The 20084-nt window shown below is 56.5% G+C and carries 21 protein-coding genes; 20 read left to right on the top strand and 1 reads right to left on the bottom strand.

The window, feature by feature from the left end; all coding sequences use genetic code 11:
* Positions 1 to 44 precede the first annotated feature (44 nt).
* From uppS to argB, 17 genes are all read left to right on the top strand, one after another.
* Positions 45 to 773, top strand: coding sequence for a polyprenyl diphosphate synthase (gene uppS, locus AAYR33_05595; protein ID XAO70571.1), 729 nt, complete (start codon positions 45 to 47; stop codon positions 771 to 773).
* Complete coding sequence (locus AAYR33_05590; GenBank protein ID XAO70570.1) at positions 770 to 1621, top strand: phosphatidate cytidylyltransferase; 852 nt, start codon at positions 770 to 772, stop codon at positions 1619 to 1621. The genes uppS and AAYR33_05590 overlap by 4 nt, the downstream gene beginning before the upstream one ends.
* A 34-nt stretch (positions 1622 to 1655) precedes the next feature.
* Entirely contained in the window at positions 1656 to 2861 is a 1206-nt protein-coding gene (gene dxr / locus AAYR33_05585; protein ID XAO70569.1) for a 1-deoxy-D-xylulose-5-phosphate reductoisomerase, read from the top strand.
* Between the two features lie 26 nt (positions 2862 to 2887).
* The gene (gene rseP / locus AAYR33_05580) at positions 2888 to 3976 is read left to right on the top strand and encodes an RIP metalloprotease RseP (protein XAO72402.1); all 1089 of its coding nucleotides are present in this window, start codon (positions 2888 to 2890) and stop codon (positions 3974 to 3976) included.
* Positions 3977 to 4107: 131 nt separating this feature from the next.
* Positions 4108 to 6576 (top strand): outer membrane protein assembly factor BamA, encoded by a 2469-nt coding sequence (bamA, locus tag AAYR33_05575; GenBank protein XAO70568.1) that lies wholly within the window; start codon positions 4108 to 4110, stop codon positions 6574 to 6576.
* A 53-nt stretch (positions 6577 to 6629) separates the two neighbouring features.
* Positions 6630 to 7499: an OmpH family outer membrane protein gene (locus AAYR33_05570; protein XAO70567.1), complete on the top strand. Its 870-nt coding sequence runs from the start codon at positions 6630 to 6632 to the stop codon at positions 7497 to 7499.
* Positions 7500 to 7502: 3 nt separating this feature from the next.
* The gene (lpxD, locus tag AAYR33_05565) at positions 7503 to 8606 is read left to right on the top strand and encodes a UDP-3-O-(3-hydroxymyristoyl)glucosamine N-acyltransferase (protein XAO70566.1); all 1104 of its coding nucleotides are present in this window, start codon (positions 7503 to 7505) and stop codon (positions 8604 to 8606) included.
* Between the two features lie 152 nt (positions 8607 to 8758).
* Positions 8759 to 9256 (top strand): 3-hydroxyacyl-ACP dehydratase FabZ, encoded by a 498-nt coding sequence (gene fabZ / locus AAYR33_05560; GenBank protein ID XAO72401.1) that lies wholly within the window; start codon positions 8759 to 8761, stop codon positions 9254 to 9256.
* Between the two features lie 22 nt (positions 9257 to 9278).
* A complete protein-coding gene (lpxA, locus tag AAYR33_05555) occupies positions 9279 to 10166 on the top strand; it encodes an acyl-ACP--UDP-N-acetylglucosamine O-acyltransferase (GenBank protein XAO70565.1) in 888 nt (295 codons plus the stop codon).
* A complete protein-coding gene (gene lpxI / locus AAYR33_05550) occupies positions 10163 to 10987 on the top strand; it encodes a UDP-2,3-diacylglucosamine diphosphatase LpxI (GenBank protein XAO70564.1) in 825 nt (274 codons plus the stop codon). Before lpxA ends, lpxI begins: the two co-directional genes overlap by 4 nt.
* Before the next feature lie 36 nt (positions 10988 to 11023).
* On the top strand, positions 11024 to 11416 hold the full coding sequence (locus tag AAYR33_05545; GenBank protein XAO70563.1) for a VOC family protein: 393 nt from the start codon (positions 11024 to 11026) through the stop codon (positions 11414 to 11416).
* Positions 11417 to 11742: 326 nt separating this feature from the next.
* Positions 11743 to 11877, top strand: coding sequence for a 50S ribosomal protein L34 (gene rpmH, locus AAYR33_05540; GenBank protein XAO70562.1), 135 nt, complete (start codon positions 11743 to 11745; stop codon positions 11875 to 11877).
* Positions 11878 to 11887: 10 nt separating this feature from the next.
* Entirely contained in the window at positions 11888 to 12235 is a 348-nt protein-coding gene (rnpA, locus tag AAYR33_05535) for a ribonuclease P protein component (protein ID XAO70561.1), read from the top strand.
* Positions 12222 to 12494: a membrane protein insertion efficiency factor YidD gene (gene yidD / locus AAYR33_05530; protein XAO70560.1), complete on the top strand. Its 273-nt coding sequence runs from the start codon at positions 12222 to 12224 to the stop codon at positions 12492 to 12494. The genes rnpA and yidD overlap by 14 nt, the downstream gene beginning before the upstream one ends.
* A 96-nt stretch (positions 12495 to 12590) precedes the next feature.
* Entirely contained in the window at positions 12591 to 14345 is a 1755-nt protein-coding gene (yidC, locus tag AAYR33_05525; GenBank protein XAO70559.1) for a membrane protein insertase YidC, read from the top strand.
* A complete protein-coding gene (gene yihA / locus AAYR33_05520; protein ID XAO70558.1) occupies positions 14342 to 15013 on the top strand; it encodes a ribosome biogenesis GTP-binding protein YihA/YsxC in 672 nt (223 codons plus the stop codon). The genes yidC and yihA overlap by 4 nt, the downstream gene beginning before the upstream one ends.
* Positions 15014 to 15025: 12 nt before the next feature.
* On the top strand, positions 15026 to 15952 hold the full coding sequence (gene argB / locus AAYR33_05515; GenBank protein ID XAO70557.1) for an acetylglutamate kinase: 927 nt from the start codon (positions 15026 to 15028) through the stop codon (positions 15950 to 15952).
* Here argB and AAYR33_05510 read toward each other — a convergent pair.
* Positions 15949 to 16785: a GGDEF domain-containing protein gene (locus tag AAYR33_05510; protein ID XAO70556.1), complete on the bottom strand. Its 837-nt coding sequence runs from the start codon at positions 16783 to 16785 to the stop codon at positions 15949 to 15951. The genes argB and AAYR33_05510 overlap by 4 nt on opposite strands.
* A gap of 639 nt (positions 16786 to 17424) precedes the next feature.
* On the opposite strand from AAYR33_05510, the gene dapD reads away from it, so the two are divergent.
* The 3 genes from dapD to AAYR33_05495 all read left to right on the top strand — a co-directional run bounded on the left by dapD (position 17425) and on the right by AAYR33_05495 (position 20066).
* The gene (gene dapD / locus AAYR33_05505; GenBank protein ID XAO70555.1) at positions 17425 to 18255 is read left to right on the top strand and encodes a 2,3,4,5-tetrahydropyridine-2,6-dicarboxylate N-succinyltransferase; all 831 of its coding nucleotides are present in this window, start codon (positions 17425 to 17427) and stop codon (positions 18253 to 18255) included.
* 3 nt (positions 18256 to 18258) lie between these two features.
* The gene (dapE, locus tag AAYR33_05500) at positions 18259 to 19389 is read left to right on the top strand and encodes a succinyl-diaminopimelate desuccinylase (GenBank protein ID XAO70554.1); all 1131 of its coding nucleotides are present in this window, start codon (positions 18259 to 18261) and stop codon (positions 19387 to 19389) included.
* A 101-nt stretch (positions 19390 to 19490) separates the two neighbouring features.
* Entirely contained in the window at positions 19491 to 20066 is a 576-nt protein-coding gene (locus AAYR33_05495; GenBank protein XAO70553.1) for a hypothetical protein, read from the top strand.
* The last annotated feature ends 18 nt before the right edge of the window (positions 20067 to 20084 follow it).

Genomic DNA, 20084 nt, shown 5'->3' with positions numbered 1-20084 from the left:
AGCGCAACGTGCCCATCGTGTCGACAAAGCCTGTTCGGACTCGCGTGACGAGCATCGCGAAGCCAAGCCACATTGCTTTCATTATGGATGGCAATGGGCGTTGGGCACGCACGCGCAAAAAACCGACGGTTTTCGGGCATCGCGCGGGCGCGGAAGCCGTGCGTCGCTGCGTGACGGCGGCGCTAGAACATGGTGTTTCCTTCCTGACCCTTTATGCGTTTTCCTCCGAGAACTGGCGTCGCGCGCCGGATGAGGTGAGCGACCTGACGGCACTTCTGCGTTACTACCTGCGCCATAAAGTGGCGGAACTTCACGCGGAAGGCGTCAGGCTGCGCGTGATCGGGGAATTATCGCGTTTTGAGGCAGATCTTGCGGATGAGATCCGTCGGGCGGAACAACTGACCTCCCGAAATCAGCGCCTGACACTCGTCCTCGCGCTTTCCTACGGCGCGCGGAGCGATGTGCTGCAGGCTGCGCGCAAGCTGGCCCTCATGGCTTCCGAGGGGAAGATCGACCCCGCCACGATCACGGAAGTGCAATTCGCCTCCTGCCTCCAGACACATGGCCTCCCTGACCCGGATCTGATTGTCCGGACGAGTGGTGAGCAGCGTCTCTCCAATTTTCTGCTTTGGGAAAGCGCCTATTCCGAACTGGCCTTTCTGGATGTTTTCTGGCCCGATTTTACGAAAAATCATTTTGAGCAGCTCCTCTCTGATTACGCATCGCGTGAGCGGCGTTATGGCGGGCGGCTTGATGAGGAGGCATGTAAGTGAAAACTGGACAGGCTCAGTCAGGGCATTGGTCCGACCTTCGGTCACGCCTTCTTTCTGTCGCGGTCATGATCCCGATTGTTGCTTTCGTGCTCATCAAAGGGGGGGTGATCTTCGGACTTGCAATGGCGTTGCTCGGTGCCGGGCTTGCCTATGAAGGCGCGACCATGCTGTCCCAGTCAGGGGATGACATATCGCAATGGCGTCGTGTCCTCCTCTGCGCCTGGCCCGTCATCTGCGTCGCCATGGCGCAACGCGGCGCGTGGAGCGAGATCATCCATGTTTGTAGCGTGTCATGGATTTTCGGTTGGCGCTGCCTCGGGCTGATCGTGCCGATCTGCCTCGGCGTCTCAAGCCTTGTCTATCTTCGTTTCTGGCCAGAAACCGGGCTGATCTATGCGGGGTTTGTCGTCACCGTCGTGGTGGCAAGCGACAGTTTTGCCTATCTTGCCGGCCGCCTCATCGGTGGCAAAAAGCTGGCCCCGCGTGTATCGCCGAACAAGACATGGTCAGGCGCGCTGGGCGGGTTATCAGGCGCCACCCTTGTCGGGCTGGGCTGGGCGGTCATCTTTTCACCCGACTGTCTCTTTGGCGGGTTTCTTACCGGGGCTTTTCTCGGGATGGTGGCGCAGGCAGGTGATATGACGGAAAGTGCGACCAAAAGGTGGCTGGGCGTCAAGGATTCCGGGCGTCTCATCCCCGGGCATGGAGGGCTTCTCGATCGTCTGGACGGGCTCCTCGTCGCGGCGCCTTTCGCGGCCCTGATGACGATTGGCGTGACCCATCAGCCCCTCTGGTGCTTTGCGTTTCTCTCCGCCTGGCAGGATCTGATTTCGGCTTTTCTCCCATGATCTTCTTTCGTTTTATGACCGGAGTTAAATTTTGATGTCCCCCCCCCCACGCAGCGTTACCATTCTGGGAAGCACGGGCAGTATCGGTTGTTCAACGATCGCGCTGATCAAGGAACAGCCCGCGCTTTATCGAGTACGGGCCCTCGTCGGCGGGCGCAATGCCGCCCTCCTGGCGGAGCAGGCGCGCGAGTTGCGGGCAGAATTTGCCGTGATCCATGATGAGGCCCTTTTAGGTGCGCTCAAATCCGCCTTAAAAGGCACGGAAACAACATGCATGGCAGGGCGTCAGGCGATCATTGAAGCGGCGTCTATCCCGGCAGATTACACGATGGCGGCCATTACCGGTGCCGCCGGGCTTGAGCCAACTTTGGCAGCGACGGCCAATGGGCGGGACATCGCCCTCGCCAATAAGGAAGCGCTTGTCAGTGCGGGCGATGTCATGTTGCGCGTCGTCAAAAAGGCGGGTGCGACATTGATGCCTGTCGATTCCGAGCATAATGCGATTTTTCAGTGTCTGCAGGGTAATAACGCGCAGGATGTCGAGAAAATCATCCTCACCGCGTCGGGCGGCCCGTTTATCCGCGCTGATCTGGAGGAAATGCGCTGCGCAACGCCGGAAAAGGCGCTGAAGCACCCGACATGGACCATGGGGGCGAAAATCACGATCGACTCCGCCACGATGGCCAATAAGGGGCTTGAGGTGATTGAAGCGGCGCGGCTTTTCCAGCTTGAGGATGCGCGGATCGACGTGCTGGTGCACCCGCAATCCGCAGTGCATGGACTCGTGCAATATCGGGATGGCAGCCTGATCGCGCATGTCGGCGCCAATGATATGCGCATGCCGATTGCGCATACTCTGGGAGGCCATCAACGCCTCGCGACGAAAGCCCCGCGTCTCGACCTTGCTGAACTGGCGACGCTGAGTTTTGAAAAACCGGATGAAACGCGTTTCAAGGCGCTTCGTCTCGCCCGGCAGGCTCTCCGCGCGGGCCATGGTGCGCCGACAATTTACTCAGCCGCGAATGAGGTAGCGGTAGAGAGCTTCCTCCAGCGTCGGATCGGCTTTCTCGATATTGCGGAAGTCATTGAACACACGCTTGAAAAACTCGGCGCGCCGGCCATTGAAAGCCTGGATGCGGTATTTCATTGGGACGCGGAAGCCCGCAAGCTCGCCCAAAGCTGCATCTCACGGCGAGATCGACCCCTAACCAGAGGCGCCGATGTTTCCTCTCATATTTAACTTCCTCAAGTGAGATCGACACTGTGATGCACAGTCTTATTGCCTTTGCCTTTGTTCTCGGTGTCCTGGTTTTTATTCATGAATTAGGCCATTACCTCGCCGCAAAATGGCGGGGTATCAAAGTGGATACGTTTTCGATCGGGTTCGGACCCAAGCTGTGGACGTGGCATGACCGGACCGGCACGGCCTGGTGCATCAGCGCCATCCCTTTGGGAGGCTACGTCAAACCGCATGGCTTTGAAGGGCCTGAAGATGCCACACCGGCGCAGCAGGCAGCGTGGGAAAAGGGCAGAACTTTTCATGAGAAGGGAGTTGGCTCCCGCGCACTCGTTATTGTCATGGGGCCGCTTTTCAATTTCTTCCTCGCTTTCATTCTCTACATCGCTTTATTAAGCTTTTTCGGCCAGCCGAAGCTGAGTGACCGCATCGCGCAGATCTTGCCGGACAGTGCCGCGTCGCGGGCAGGGGTGAAGACGGGTGATGTCATCACGGCCATTGGCGGCCTCAAAATGCTGAATGTGGGCGATGTCCGTGCCGAAGCCTCCAAACGGGCAGGTGAGGTGACAACCTTGCAGGTCCGCCGGGAGGGACAAATCCTGACCCTTCCCATCACGATTGGACGGGACCCGACAGCGAAGGACGCCGCCCATGCAGGGATGATGGGGGTGAGTTTCAAACTCCAGCCCGGCGCGCCGCTCAGTTTGAAGGATGCCGTCGTCACGGGCGCGCAGCAGGTCTGGGATGTGACTGTGCAGACTTTGCAGGGCGTCGGCCAGATGCTGACAGGGCAACGAAGCTCGCGGGAACTCGGGGGCGCTATCCGCATCGCCCAGCTTTCCGGTGAGGTGGCGCATCTGGGGGTTGCAAGCCTCCTGAGTTTTATGGCGGTGCTTTCGATCAATCTAGGTCTGATCAATCTTTTCCCTATCCCGATCCTCGATGGCGGGCGGCTGGTCTTTTACGCGTTTGAAGCGGTTCTGCGGCGACCCGTCCCACGGAAATTGCAGGAAATGGCGTATTATGTCGGGTTTGCGCTCATCGCCGCGCTTTTCCTTTTTTCGACATTTAATGACCTCCTGAATATTGGGCTTTTTCGATGGCTGCGCGGTGCCTGACGCCGCTCCATGGCGCATGGTCACAAGCTGCGACATATTGGGCATAAAATAGGCCGTTTTGGCGCGGACCGCATTGCAAAACACGCAATTATCTGGGATGACCTTGTCTCAGAGATTGTCATAATCGGAGAATGTGCATCTTGACGTGTAAGCGCCTCGTCCTAATGGCTTCGATTTGCATCTTCTCCAACGTGTCGGAAGATGCGCTCGCCCGCCGCGACACTTCTGATGCGGAGGCGAGTCGTGCCGCGCGCGCCCATGGGCGTTCCGATATAGTTGAAGTCATCACGGTCAAGGGCAATCATCGTATCGAGACAGGCACCATCTTGTCCTACATGGTTGTGCAACCCGGGGATCGGTTCAGCGCGGATGAAATTGACCGCACCTTGAAGACGCTTTACGCGACAGGTCTCTTCAGCGATGTGACGATCAACCGCGCGGGGAATGAGCTCGTCGTCAATGTCGTTGAAAACCCGATCGTCAATCGCATTGCCTTTGAGGGGAACAGCGCGGTCAAGGATGCCAATCTCCAGAAGGAAGTCGCCCTGCGCCCGCGTGCTGTCTTCTCATCGCAGGCCGCCGCCGCGGATCGTCAGAAACTGCTGGATCTTTACGCGTCAAAGGCGCATTATGGGGCGACCGTCATCCCGCAGATCATCAAGCTTTCCCATAATCGCGTTGACGTCATCTATAAAATCAACGAGTCACGCCAGACGCTTGTTTATAAGGTTGTTTTCGTCGGGAATAAGGCTTTCTCGCAGGCGCGTCTCGCTTCTGTCATCTCCTCAAAAGAGTCGGAGTGGTATCGCTTTTTCTCATCTTCCGACGAATATAATCCTGAGCGCATGAAGTATGACGCCGAGCTTATGCGGCGCTTCTACCTCCATAATGGTTATGTTGATTTCCGCCTGGATAATGCGACGGGGGAGCTCTCCGCTGATCGCAAGAATTTTATCATCACCTTCACCGTGCATGAAGGGCCGCGTTATCACATCGGAAAGATGGATGTCAGCTCAAGCCTCAAACACGTCAAAAAAGCTGATGTCACAAAATATATCGAGCTCTTCCCCCATCAATGGTACGATGGCACGGCGATCAGTAAAAATGCGACAAGCATGCAGGAGAAGCTTCAGGCGAACGGCCATCCCTTCGCGATGGTGCGCACAGACATCGCCCGCAACCCTGAGAAAAAAATGGTCGACCTTCTGTTTGAAGTCATGGAAGGCCCGAAAGTCTATGTTGAGCGGATTGATATTAACGGAAATACGGTCACAAAAGACGATGTGATCCGGCGTCAGCTGCCGATGGCAGAGGGTGACCCTTTTACGCCTTTTGATAAGAAATACTCAAAAGCGTCGCTTCAGGATCTCGGCTTTTTCAAATCAGTCTCGGTCGATCAATCTCAGGGTTCAGCACCTGATAAATCGAATATCGGTGTTAATGTGGTTGAGAAGCCGACCGGTGAATTCTCTCTCGGTGGTGGGTATGCAACGGATGTCGGGCCGATCGGGAATGGCTCCGTCAAGCAGCATAATCTTCTCGGCACAGGGATGGATGCCGGTGTGTCCGGCTCAATCGCCTATTGGCAGAAGCAGGCGAACGTTTCTTTCACGGACCCGTATTTCCTCGGGCGCAATATCGTTGCGGGCGCGGATATTTTCTGGATACAAAACACGAACCAGACCTATCAATCCTATAATCAGGATCAGATCGGTATGACGTTCCGGTTCGGCTATGCGTTCAATAATTATCTCTCGCAATCCTGGAGCTACTCCCTGATTGACCGCCACGTCAGCGTGAGCAGTTATCTCAGTAAATATGCGACGAAGAATAATGATTATGCTTATGTGCCATCGATCTATGTTCAGCAGTCCATTGGCTGGTCTCTGCTTTCCCAGTTGAGTACGACCCTGTCATATGACCGGCGGGATAATCGCATGACGCCACGCCGCGGCTTTGTTTTGCGCCTGACCGGGGATTTCGCGGGGCTTGGTGGCAATGTTAAATATGCCCGCGCGAAAGCGGACGAGGAATATTACGTTCCGCTCGATAGTCTGACCGGTACGCATGATTGGGGCCTGCAGTTCAGAGCCGGTGCGGGCTATATGGGGGATTGGAGCAAAAGCGGCGATGTCAGCATCATCGACAATTTCTATTTTGGGGGCGCCAATCTTCGTGGCTTCCTGCAAGGTGGTGCCGGGCCGCGCTCAGCCCATGAGCTTTATTATGTCAATGGCCGGAAGCAATATCGCCCGATTGCCGGTCAGGAAGATCTTATCGGTGGTCGCTTCATCTACACGGCATCTGCGCAGCTTAATTTCCCGCTCCCCGCGGGAGACGCAATCGGTATTTCAGGGCGTTATTTCATCGATGCGGGTAGCCTCTCCGGGCTGCGCCTGCGTCAGCGTCACACAAACCCGAGTGACAGTGATTATACGCCAATTTCCGGCAATAGTATGACGCCGCGCGTCTCGACAGGTTTCGGCATCACCTGGAAGAGTCCCTTTGGTATGGTTAATATCGATGCCGCCGTCCCGATCAGAAAATCCAGAAACGATCGCCTTTACCCGCTTCGTTTCGGTTTTGGTCAGCAATTTTAAGCCGGGTAAAAATCCGCGTGGTGTCGAGATACATTCTAGAGGAGTTCAGGGTTATGGCCATTTCAGGTCGTTATATTGCTTTGGTCGCGATGCTTGGTGTGAGCCCGACAGCCAGCCTCGCGGCGCAATCAGCGCCCGCCACCCAGGGCGGTTGGTTTGTGCCAAAGGCCTCTCGCCCCGTGAATCCCGCTCCGGCACGTGCGCCAGCTCCCGCGCCTGCGCCCCAGAACCAGGCAGAAGCGCAACCTTCCGATGCGCCGCCCATCCTGCCGGCGCCGCCGATCCCTGATTCACCGGACCTGCCGAAAACCGCTCCGCCACCGCCAGCCGTCATTGGCGTCATCAGCATTCCGACCGTGATGCAAATGTCCGTCGCCGCGCAGGAGGCACAGCGCGTCCTTGGTGCGCGCCGTGACAAATTGGCGGAAGCCGCGCAGAAGGAGCAGGCCAGCTGGCGAGCTGAACAGCAGAAACTCCAGCAAAATGCCCGTACAATGTCGTCAGAGCAGATCCAGATCCGAGAGCGTCATTTGCAGGAGCGACGGGCGCGCGCGCAACGGGATTTCGCCAATCGTGCCCGCATTATTCAGGAGGCTGCCAATGTCTCACTCAACCAGATTGAGCGTGAGCTTGTCCGGATCGTGCGTCAGGTTGCTGCCTCGCACAGCATGAACCTCGTTTACCATGGTGAGCAAGTCGCTTTGCATGTTGAGGGTCAGGACATCACGCAGGAGACGGCGCAGCAGCTTAATAAGATTTTGCCGCATGTCTTCATACCCGCGGCGGATGTGGATCCGGAGGTGCTCGCAAAATCCGGTAAAATGCCGACAACCGCTGATATTGAGGATGAAAGCATCCCACCGCAGGCGAAGGCGCAGGCAGCATCCTCCACGTCCAAATCTGTGCTTCGCAGCAAGAAGTAACTCATGACGTCACATAATGAGACGGGTCTGCCGGGCGATCGCCGTTTTTTTAACCGTGCGGGCCCTTTCAATATCTCGGCCCTAGCCGAGAAGGCTGAGGTGGAAGTCAGGCCTGGTGCCGACTCGCCGTCCGGGCTTGAATTGCACGGTGTGGCACCCCTGCAGGCGGCGACAGCGGCGGAAGTCAGTTTTCTTGATAATCGTCGCTATCTGCCACTTCTGACGGCGACTCGTGCGGGCGCGGTGATTGTTACACCTGCTTTCGCGGATAAAGTGCCGCCCCACTGCACGGCTCTTGTAACTAAAAACCCTTATCTTGCATGGGCGCGTGTTGCGACACTCTTTCACCCTCGGCGCAGCGTCCGCCCCGGCATTCATCCGACAGCTTGTGTGGCGGAGACAGCCCTTCTTGGCCGGAATGTCGAGATCGGCCCCTTTGCCGTTATCGAGCATGGCGCGAAGCTTGGCGATTATGTTGTCGTCGCAGCGCATGGTGTCATCGGGGCGGGCGTGCATATCGGGCGTGACAGTCGCATCGGTGTGCATGCATCTCTGGAATATAGTCTCGTCGGTGAGCGCGTCATCATCTACCCTGGCGCGCGGATTGGCCAAGATGGCTTCGGGTTTGCGGTCGGGCCGTCCGGTTTTGAGGCTGTCCCGCAGATCGGGCGCGTGATTATTGAGGATGACGTTGAGATCGGCGCCAACTCAACGATTGATCGTGGTTCAATGCGAGACACCGTCATCGGTGCGGGGACGCGCATCGATAATCTTGTGCAGATTGGCCACAATGCCATCTTGGGCAAATGCTGTATCGTCGTCTCCCAGGCGGGGATATCCGGTTCGACAGAACTTGGTGATTTCGTGACGATCGCGGCGCAGGCCGGTCTTATCGGCCATATCAAAATCGGCGCTAAAGCCCGGATCGGTGCGCAATGCGGCGTGATGTCGGATGTCGATGCGGGTGCCGATATGATCGGGAGCCCCGCCATGCCCTTCCGGGAATTTTTCCGTAATGTGGCATGGGTGCGCAAAGCGACGAAAAGGGAAATGGAAAAAAAAGAGGCCGGATCAGCCCCGCCAGTCCCCGAGAAACCCGCTATATAGCGCTAACGACCGGATTTTGTTAGATTGCCTTCAGCTCATTCGAGCCACACAACGTCACAAGTTGAGATGTCGTGACAAGTTATGGCCATTGAGTTTAGGAAAATAACGTGAGTTCGAATTCTGATGCGACGGGGAAAGGAGAGGGCGGCGCGGTGCAGGAAGCCGGACAAGGCTCTATACACATTGAATCGATCGATATTGCGCGCATCATGGCGTCGATTCCGCATCGCTACCCCTTTTTACTTATCGACCGCATGGAGAATATTCATCTGCGGAAACTGACATCCGAGGATAGGCACGGCAAGATTTCGGCGGTCGGGGTCAAAAACGTCACAATCAATGAGCCGTTTTTTGCCGGACATTTTCCTTCATATCCGGTGATGCCCGGTGTTCTGATCGTGGAGGCCATGGCGCAAACCGCAGCAACGCTCGTTGTGCTGTCGCAAGGGCCGGATGCTGAGGGCAAAATTGTTTATTTCATGACGATTGAAAACGCCAAATTCCGCAAACCCGTCGGTCCTGGCGATCAGCTCCGTATCCATGTTGAGGAAATTCAGCAACGTGGAAGAATATGGCGCTTCAAGGGGGAGGCAATCGTTGCTGGCCAAAAAACGGCAGAGGCGACCTTTAGCGCCATGATCAAGGACTGATTCATGTCTGAAAGAGTTTTCGATGTCTGACCCGTCGCGTCTATCTTTCATCCATCCGAGCGCCATCATCGCCCCGAATGCCCAGATCGATGAAAATGTTGAAATTGGACCCTGGTGTGTCATCGGCGCAAACGCGGTCCTTGAGGAAAATGTCAAGCTTCATGCCAATGTGATTATCGACGGGCACACGATTTTACGCCAGGGGGTGGAGGTCTTTCCCTTCGTGACCATCGGCATGGCCCCGCAAGATCTTAAATATGGCGGTGAACCCACAAGTTGCGAGATTGGTGAGCGCACCATCATCCGGGAAAATGTCACAATCCACCGGGGTACGACGCAGGGGATATCGAGTACGAAAGTCGGTGCGCATTGCCTGATTATGGCCAACTCTCATATTGCGCATGATTGCGTCATTGGTGACGGCGTTATCATTGTCAATAACGTCGTCATGGGGGGACATGTTGAAATTGGCGATGGTGCGCGTATCATGGGTTCGGCGGCAATGCACCAATTTGTCCGCATCGGACGGGGCGCGCTTGTTGGTGGCCTCTGCGGTGTGGAGGCGGACGTCATTCCCTATGGATGTGTTCTCGGAAATCGCGCCCGTCTGGTGGGGCTGCATTGGATCTGGCTGAAAAGGCAGGGTGTCTCGCATCCGGAGATGAAGCAGATGCGACAAGCCTATCTAGATCTCTATCCCCGCTATCTCGACGCATCGCGCGCGTCTTCAAAAGTTGGCTCAGACGCAGATGCGGACGTGTTCGCAAGCCGGCTGGCCCAGGTCAAAAAAAACTACGAGAAGAACAGCCGCGTGAAAGAAATCATTGATTTCATGGAAGCCAAAAGTCGTCGTGGCCTGGTTAAAGTCTCGGGTCTTCGTAGGCGGGAAGGCGAACCATTTCAGGATTGATCCCCCTTAAACTGGGCATATTGGCAGGCGGCGGGCCTCTTCCCATCCTTGTGGCCGAGTCGGTTACGGCGCAAGGAGGAAAGGTTTTCATTGTGGGTTTCGAAGGCTTCGTGGACCCGAATCTTATCGCGCAGTGGCCTCATGGCTTTTACCGCCTTGCGGCAGCGGGCCAGATTATCCGTGCATTGCGCGATGCGGGATGCCGGGACATCGTCCTGATCGGCCCTGTCAAACGTCCCGCTCTGCGTGATCTCAAACCGGATAAAGAAGGGGCACGCCTTCTCGCCCGGATGGGGCGCGCCGTTTTCGCGGGGGATGACGGTCTCCTCGGTGCCATTGTGCGTGTCCTGGGGGAGGAAGGGTTCAATGTGCGTGGCGCGCATGAATTTTTAGCGCAGGCGCTGGGACCGAAAGGCGTTTTGACGCGCCTGACTCCTTCCGCTGATGACGCGCAGGATATTTCACGCGCGGTTAAGGTGGTCAAGGCGCTCGGCAGGTTGGATATCGGGCAGGGCTGTGTGGTGCAGTCCGGGCTCGTCCTTGCCGTGGAGGCGCTGGAGGGTACGGACGCCATGTTACAGCGCTGCGCGGCCTTGCGTCAGCCAGGCCCCGGGGGTATCCTGCTCAAAATGTTAAAGCCGGGGCAGGAGAGGCGCGCCGATATGCCAACGATCGGGCCGCGCACGGTCCAGCTTGCTGCTGAAAGCGGGCTGGCCGGTATTGCCTATCAGGCCGATGGGGTGCTCTTCACAGATCTGGCGCAATGCGTGGCTGAGGCTAATGCGCGTCGCCTTTTTCTGATGGGTATTGAGCCCCTTTAAAACATAAATGGATAAGTTTGAGTTAAGGAGGCGCCTATGGCGACGTTTCTACACACCATGATTCGCGTGCGCGCGCTTGATCGCAGCGTGGATTTCTACAAAGCTCTCGGTATGGAAGAGACCTGCCGACGCGATGTGCCGGATGGACGTCACACATTGGTCTATCTTGGTTACGGCGATGGGCCGGAGGTTGAACTCACCCATAACTGGGACCAGGCAGAAGCTTATGATCTCGGTAATGGTTTTGGACATCTGGCCGTTGGCGCCGATGATATCTATGCTGTCGTGGATAAATTGCGCAATGGAGGCGTTAAAGTGACGCGGGAGCCGGGATCGGTAAAATTTGGTATAATCGTCATCGCTTTTGTCGAAGATCCTGACGGATATAAAGTAGAACTGATCGAGACGAAACCCGGCCAGCCGTTCTGAGGGTGTGAAGCACGCAAATGAATCAAGGCAGTCTCAATGGTCTCAATGATCATCAGGGCGTTTTCCTGACATGGGGGTCGGCATGGTCGGTGAGGGAGTCAACTGCGAAGACAGCCGTCGCGAGCGCATTTTTAATATCGTGCCGCGCGTGATCATCGCTCATTTTTACCTCCTGTCTCCGGCCGGGCATGTGCATTTGGATTGACGCCAGCCCCGGCGCACCGTAAAACCCGCACCATCTTTACAGAGTCTGGCGCAGGCCCGACGGTTGAGTGATGGACTTAAACGGTTGCCTCTGGCAACTTTTTTGTTGAGGGATCAAGTTTATGAAGCGTACTTTCCAGCCATCTCGGCTCGTTCGCAAGCGTCGTCATGGCTTCTGGGCGCGTATGGCGACGGTCGGTGGGCGTCGGGTCATTAATAACCGTCGCGCAAAAGGCCGTAAAAAGCTTTCCGCCTAAAGGTCAGACTTTGACCGCGCGGCCTGCACATCGCCTCAAAAAGAGGTCGGCGTTTCTGCGTGTCGCGCGGGAGGGGCGCAAGGTGGCCACGCGCAGCCTTGTGCTGCAATCTCTTGAGACTGACGCCAATTCCGGTCTTCGATCCGGTTTTACGGCGACAAAAAAAATCGGCAATGCGGTGGCGCGTAATCGCACAAAGCGCCGTTTGCGGGAAGCTTTGAGACTGACAACCGCTGAAGCCACCTGCCGCCCGGCCGATATCGTCGTCATCGGTCGCGCCGCAACCCGGCAATTACCTTTCAGCCAGCTCCTGCGCGATATGCGCGATGGTTTGAGGAAGCTGAATGTCCTTCCTTAGCCGCGTCAGATTCCGGCCTGGGACTTTGGTCATTAAAGGGCTTGTCGTCCTCATCAAATTCTATCAATACGCCATAAGTCCTTCTCTTGGCGCAAATTGCCGATTCGAGCCAAGTTGCAGCGTCTATGCACGGACAGCTCTGGAGCGTCACGGCTTGCAAAAAGGGATTATTCTCGCTGTAGGACGTATTTTACGATGTAATCGCCTGTGCCGGGGTGGATATGATCCGGTTCCGGAGGTAAAGAAGGGCTCAGCCTGACCGCCGAACTCCCGCGCGTGGGTGGCTGCATATTCTCGTGGCGCGACGCGTTTCTGCTCTCGCCTTGTTTTGACACGGAAGACCGGCGTCGGGTTTATGGAAATTAAGCACACCCTTATTGCTCTGGCTCTGGCCGCGGCTGTTTTGTTCGGCTTCGATTATTTCGTGCCGAAGCCCGCGGATAAAACGCCGCCTGCCGCGACCAAAATGGTCGATGCAAAGGGTGGGGATAAGGCTCCTGCGGGGGCGCAGTCGGCGATGGGGGTTGCCGCGCCTGCGGTCGCGCCCTCCGGGCCCGCGCGCCGCGTCACGTTCACCTCTCCCGCCATGACAGGGTCCGTCAGCCTACGCGGGGCACGTATTGATGACGTGTCACTGACGCAATATCGTGAGACGCTTGATAAAAACAACACTCATGTACGGCTGCTTGAATCGGCTGACGGGAAACGACCGGGCTTCATCGAAATTGGCTGGCGTCAGGCGCCGGGTGAGGCCCTGAAACTCCCGAATGCGCAGACGGAATGGACCGGGGACTCATCACGTCTCGACCCGGATCACCCTCTCACCCTGCGCTGGGATAATGGTGCCGGACTCATTTTTTTCATCAAGGTCTCGCTTAGTCGCAAATATCTCTTTTCCATTGCGCAGTCGGTTGAGAATAATACGGGCCACGCGGTTTCCGTCGTGCCCTTCACCCGGACGGAGCGTGATTACAAGCCTGATGATGAGGGGAGCTTCATCGTCCATGAAGGGCCCATTGCCGTCGTAAATGACCGCCTCAATGAGGGTTCTTATAAAGACATGCGAAAAGGGACGGGAAACCCTGATCACGTGTCATGGGCGGCTGATAGTCATGGTGGCTGGGCGGGCATTACCGATAAATACTGGCTGACAGCCGCCATCCCGGATCAGAAGGATGATGTCGCGGTGCGATATCAGTTCCAGGGTGAGGAAGAGGGCGGAGAATATGCCGTTGACGTGGCTGCTGCACGCCCCGTCATTATTGAGGCCCATCAAAGCGGCCTTCGCAGCAGCGCGGTTTTTGTCGGTGCGAAGGAAGTGACGCTTTTGGATGATTACACCAATCAGCTTCACATTCCCTATTTCTACAAGGCGGTGGATTTCGGCTGGTTTGCTTTCCTGACCCGCCCCATGTTCCATGTATTGCACTGGCTTTTCGGCCTGGTCGGTAATTTCGGCATTGCATTGCTGATTATGACTTTGATCATCAAGGTTATCCTTTACCCATTTGCGACCAAATCCTTCGCCTCCATGGCGCGGATGCGGGTCCTGGCGCCCAAAATTCAAGCCATCCGTGAAAGCTCAAAAGATGATCAGATGGCGATGAACCAGAAGATCATGACGCTTTACAAGGAAGAGGGCGTTAATCCGGCCGGGGGCTGCCTGCCGCTTCTCGTTCAGGCGCCAGTGGCATTCTGTCTGTATAAGGTGCTCAACATCACGATCGAGATGCGCCATGCGCCGTTTTTCGGCTGGGTGCGTGACCTGTCAGCGCCTGACCCGACAAATATCTTCAATCTCTTCGGGCTGATCCCATTCAACCCGATAATGATCACGCCCATGCTGCAGGTCGGAATCTGGCCCCTGCTTTTCTGCATCACCATCTGGCTGATGCAGAAGCAGAGCACCGTCACCATGGACCCGACGCAGCAACGTGTGATGCAGTTCATGCCCGTGCTTTACACCTTCCTTCTCGGGCGTCTCTCAGCCGGGATCGTCATTTATTATACCTGGAACAATATTCTGAGTTATTTCCAGCAACGGATCATTCAGGCGCGCGTCGATGCGGCCGCGAAACGTGGTAAGCGCGTGAAGACCGGAAAAAAATGACTCAGAAAGATCTTACGACGTTTTCGGATGAGGAGATTGAGCGTGGTCGTCTCCTCTTCGCCGGACCGTGCGACTTTTATTTCGCAACTCAGAAACTGAAGATGTTACCCCCGGTGGGTGGGCCTGAAATTGCGTTTGCGGGGCGGTCAAATGTCGGTAAATCCAGCCTGATCAACGCGCTGACGGGGCGGAACCGTCTCGCGCGCGCCTCCTCTGAACCGGGCCGCACGAAGCAACTGAATTTCTTCAATCTCGGCGGTGAAGTCTCTCTTGTTGATATGCCCGGATATGGTTACGCGAAAGCCTCGAAGCAGGTGAAGGAAGACTGGCAGGGGCTGATGTTCGCCTATCTCCGCGGTCGTCCCAGCCTCGCGCGTGTCTTCCTTCTGCTCGATGCACGGATTGAGCTGAAAAAAGCCGATCTGGAGGCGATGACGCTACTGGATCATGCTGCCGTGGTTTTTCAACTTGTTCTGACCAAATGTGACCAGGTCAGACCGATAGCTCTCGCGGCGAAGCGGCGCGAGGTGGATGAGACGATCCGCAAACATCCGGCCGCTTATCCATTTAGCATCTGGACGAGTAGTGAGACCGGCTCTGGCATTCCCCTGCTGCGGGCCGAAGTGGCGCGTCTCATTGACGCACCCGCTGCCCGTCACATTGTTTGACAAGGTTACGTTATGGACGACCACACCGATAAATCTTCTGACGCCGATCTTTATCGGGATGAGCAGCGCCAGGCAACGCTTCTCACAAGCGCCCTGCCTTATTTGCGGCGTTATGTCGGGGATACGATTGTCGTTAAATATGGCGGTAGCGCCATGGGCAGCATGCAGTTATCGAGTGCTTTTGGCCGAGATATCGCCCTACTCAAACTGGTTGGCATCAACCCGATTGTGGTTCATGGCGGGGGTCCCCAGATCAGCGCCATGCTGGATAAACTCAAACTCCCGTCGCGCTTTATTGATGGTTTGCGAGTCACGGATAAAGAGAGCATCGACATCATTGAAATGGTGCTTTGTGGCAGCGTCAATAAACAGGTTGAGGAGCTGATCAATCGCGCCGGTGCCCTGGCGGTAGGGATCTCGGGTAAAGATGGCGGCCTCATCAAAGCGCGCAAATTGACGCAGCGCAAGCATGTTGCGGCAACAGACGACACGAAGCTTGATTACGGCTTTGTGGGTGAACCGGCAGAAATTGACCCCCGCGTTCTCTTCTCCCTTCTCGGTGCTGGCCTGACGCCGGTCATCGCGCCGATTGGTTATGGTGAAAAAGGGGAGACCTTCAACATCAATGCGGATACGGTGGCCGGTGCCGTCGCCGGAAGCGTCAATGCGTCTCGCCTGCTGATGCTGACAGATGTGCCGGGCGTGCTGGATGAATCCGGGCACCTCATCCCCGAACTTACCGCCAGCGAGGCGCGGGCGCGAATTAAGAACGGAACGATATCCGGCGGTATGATCCCGAAAGTCGAAACCTGCCTGGAGGCGGTGCGTGCCGGCGCTGATGCGGCGGTCATTCTGGATGGACGCGTTCCCCATGCCTGCCTTTTGGAGCTTTTCACGCGGAAAGGCTCCGGCACACTCATCAAAGTGGATGCTGATTAGGCATTTTCGTGGAAGAACGACCAGCAGGAGCGTGAGGACGCCGTTTTATAAAGCGCCAGGCACGCACGTTCAAGAAACGTCTCCAAAGTGTCAACGCTATGCGCCTCACGTGTCACCAACCCGATTTTAAGGGCGAGTGTCGGGGCGAGCGGCGTCGCATAATCCCGGCGGGAGCAGAGATCTTCTGCCCTTTCCGCGGCAGCGAAGCGGTCTGCACCATCGAGCATGATCAGGAAGGTCTGTGAATCAAGCTGGCCGATGAGGTCAGTCGGTCGGACAGTCATTTTAAGACGTTCAGAAATCTGCGTCATCACCGCTTTGAGTTGCTCAACCGGGATCGTGGAAAGATTTTCAATGCGGATCGCCATGAAGGTTGCCGGGGCATTGTCAAAATCGAGCCGCGCCATGCGGCGCTCCGTCTCTGTCTGGAACAACTCCCATTTCGGGAGGTGACTCAGTAGGTCATAAGGAAGGTTTTCCAGAAGCTTCCGGTAGGTCAGATCAACTTCCAACAACGCGGCGGCCGTGGTGAGGAATGCGTCAATATCGGCAATATGGTCCTCCCAGACATTGCGCCGCTCATTGACGTGCGCGATGATGCCGATCTCACCAAGGTAACGTACGCGCGACAGGTGGCGATATTCGCTGTCCATGACCGTCGACTCATCGATCGGGATCGGTGAGGTGGAAGTTGCTTTACCGTTTGACCAGTGACGCAGGCTATACCATTGGCGCTCCGCCCCATCATGCTCATCAACAAGCGGGCCGGAGGAAATCAGGTCGGCTTCTGTCGGGCCGAGACGATCACATACGACGTCGAACGCTTCGCCCAAACCGCGGGCGATCGAAGGTCCGGCCCTTAAACGCGAAACAAACTCGAAACTGCACCGGCATGTCTTGCCAACGGAGAGAGCAGTTTGATTCTCGGCACTACGGCGCTTGAACCAGGCATTACTCAGAAATGACGGTGATCGCACGTTGCTCTCATAAGGCTTTGCAGGGAGGCTGTTTTACGGTCAAAAGATTGGCCGCTCGGGGCCATTTATCAAGCCCCGAAGTGATACTTTATTTTGCAGGCTGAAGCGTCCCGGCGTCAAGGTTAATGCTGTTGCAAAGATTTTAAATGCGTTTCAATGTTCATCATCCGCAGGTAAAAAGGGCGGTGCGTCACGGTGACATTTACGGGGCGCGGCCCGTCAGGGTCACCGATATTTATATCATCGTTACATTAAGCCCCCGGTTACGCTCAGACTATTGCGCGTCATGTGTAGCCCGCGAAAGAATAAGACGCGCAAGACCGGTTGAGGCCGCAAGGTTCGTTTTCGTTCGCCGGTTTTGACATGGTGCGGAAAGGCGCCGGAAACAATTTAAGCTTGCCTTGATGACCATCTCCCGGACATACAGGGGCAGCGGTCATGAGGCCGCTTTTCGGCCAGTAACTGAGTCTGGCAACAATAAGTTGGAACATCCTCATGCAGCTTACAAAAGTGCGATCCCACATTGACGGCCTCTGGAACCGCCGTGACACCCTTAATGCCAAGACGGGTGGCGAAGACCGTCACGTGGTTGAAAATGTGCTCGCTGCGCTTGATCAGGGTCAGTTACGTGTCGCTGAAAAATCCGGACAGGGCTGGACTATTCACGAGTGGCTCAAAAAAGCTATCCTCCTGTCTTTCAGGCTGAATGACAGTCAGCCGGTTGCGCAGGCTTGTGGCGGAGTGGATGGGTTCGATAAAGTGCCGCTTAAATTTGCCGGTTTGGAGAAGAGCCATTTTGACCGCGCCGGTTTCCGGGCAGTTCCAGGTGCGATCGTGCGGCGCTCCGCTTATATCGCGCCTGGCGTGGTGCTGATGCCAAGCTTCGTGAATGTGGGTGCGTACGTGGATATCGGCACGATGGTTGATACATGGGCCACTGTGGGCTCATGCGCGCAAATTGGTAAAAACGTCCATATCAGTGGCGGGGCCGGAATTGGCGGCGTGCTGGAGCCGCTCCAGGTCGCACCGGTAATCATTGAAGATCACTGCTTCATCGGTGCCCGATCAGAGGTGGCGGAAGGCGTCATCGTTGAGGAGGGCGCTGTCCTGTCCATGGGCGTGTTTCTCAGTGCCTCGACAAAGATCGTCGATCGGGAAACGGGAGAGGTCTTCATGGGACGCGTACCGGCTTACTCTGTCGTCGTGCCGGGCACGCTGCCGCCAAAAACGCCGGGTGGGCCGTCTCTCGCCTGCGCCGTCATCGTCAAGCGGGTTGATGCCCGCACACGTGCGAAAACCTCAATCAACGAGTTGTTGAGAGACTGAGCCATGGAGGTCCCGGTCCTCGAACTCGCGCAGGCTCTATTGAAATGTCCCTCCGTCACACCGGCGGATGAGGGCGCCCTCACCTATCTTGCGGATGTTCTCGCGGGGTTAGGGTTCGAGATATGGCACCTTCCCTTTGGCCCGGAGGGGGCGCAAACGCCCAATCTTTTTGCGCGGCGGGGCCGAAACGGGCCGCATCTCTGTTTCGCGGGGCATACGGATGTCGTGCCGCCGGGGGAGGGTTGGCGCCCCCCCCCTTTCGCGGCCATGATTGAGGAGAATGTGCTTTACGGTCGCGGCGCAAGTGACATGAAAGGTGCGATCGCGGCCTTCACCAGTGCGATCTCGTCCATCCTGCACGCGCGTGAGCTTCATGGCTCCATCAGTTTTTTGATCACGGGCGATGAGGAGGGGACGGCGCAGCACGGCACGCGGGACGTATTGGCGTGGATGAAGGCGGAAGGCCATATCCCAGATTTCTGCCTGGTGGGAGAGCCCACCAACCCGGAGAAAATCGGAGAGACAATCAAGATCGGCCGTCGGGGAAGCCTGAATGCGACGGTCACTATTCGGGGTGTTCAGGGCCATGTCGCCTATCCCCATCGCGCGGATAATCCGATCCACCGGCTGGTCGCTCTGATCAATGCGCTCCGGTCCCGCACGCTTGATGAGGGGAATGCATGGTTCCAACCCTCATCACTTCAGATCACCAATATCGATGTCGGCAATGAAGCGACGAATATCATCCCTGGCCAGGCGTCAATGCGGCTAAATATTCGTTTCAACAACCATCATCATGGTACGGATCTGGCGCAATGGGTTAAAGAAACGACGCGGGACTATGCGCCGGACGCCACGGTTGATGTCGCGATCAGCGGCGAGGCTTTCCTGACGGAGCCGAACCATTATGTTGAAAGCCTGGCCCGCTCTATTGAAGCCGTGACGGAACGGCGTCCCCAGATGGATACGTCCGGTGGCACGTCTGATGCTCGGTTCATCGCATCCTACTGCCCGACGGCGGAGTTCGGTCTGGTCGGCGCCACGATGCACAAAGTTGATGAGGCGGTGCATCTTAGTGACCTTGACGCGTTGCGGGACATATATCGTACCTTCATTCTGGATCTTGGGCTTTGATCAGGCTTCACCCATCTTCTCCAAAAGGTGATATCACGTGAAATTTGACTCAACCATGCAGCAGAATTTCGAGCAGGGCCTGAACGGCTTGTTGCGCATGGATGGTTGGGGCCTATGCCTATTTCGCTGGCACACGCCTTGCGGTGTTCAGCGCGCTGATTGTCGTCGTCTTCCTCTCCGAACTTGTCTTTCTCTGCCTTTCCCTTTTAGCGCCGCAATTGCGGACGGATCCATGTAGTTATCCCCGCGTCGCTCTGGGGGAAATCTGCCAATATCTCGTGATCATCACCATTATTCAGGCGGCGGCGGAGCGTTGGGGGCGTGAGGCGCTCTGGCCGCGCTGTGCGACAGCGATCCTCTCCGCTACGGCACTGACCAATCTATTTCTGATTTTCGGCGTTCTGGCCGGCAGTGCGCTGATACAGATCCTCATGAATGATGCGTCCCAGGCCAGAAGGGCGCTGTCCGGCGTGCCGGTCATGCTTTCAATTTATCTGATCATCGTGATGTGCCGCGTCTTGCGCGCAGGGTTGAAAATTCAGTGGCGTCAGGTCGCGGCGATTATGGTGCTCAGTCTCGTCGCCAGTATGATTGTGGTGCAGGTCGGGACGCGGCTCAACCATAATCTCCCCGCCCAATCGCTATGGCTGGACCCGGCGAAACCCAAGGCACCGTAAATCAGCGCCGCGCCCTGC

The organism is Acetobacteraceae bacterium (assembly GCA_039613835.1).
Taxonomy (GTDB): domain Bacteria; phylum Pseudomonadota; class Alphaproteobacteria; order Acetobacterales; family Acetobacteraceae; genus Sorlinia.
This window is presented reverse-complemented; position numbering and strand designations above follow the sequence as displayed.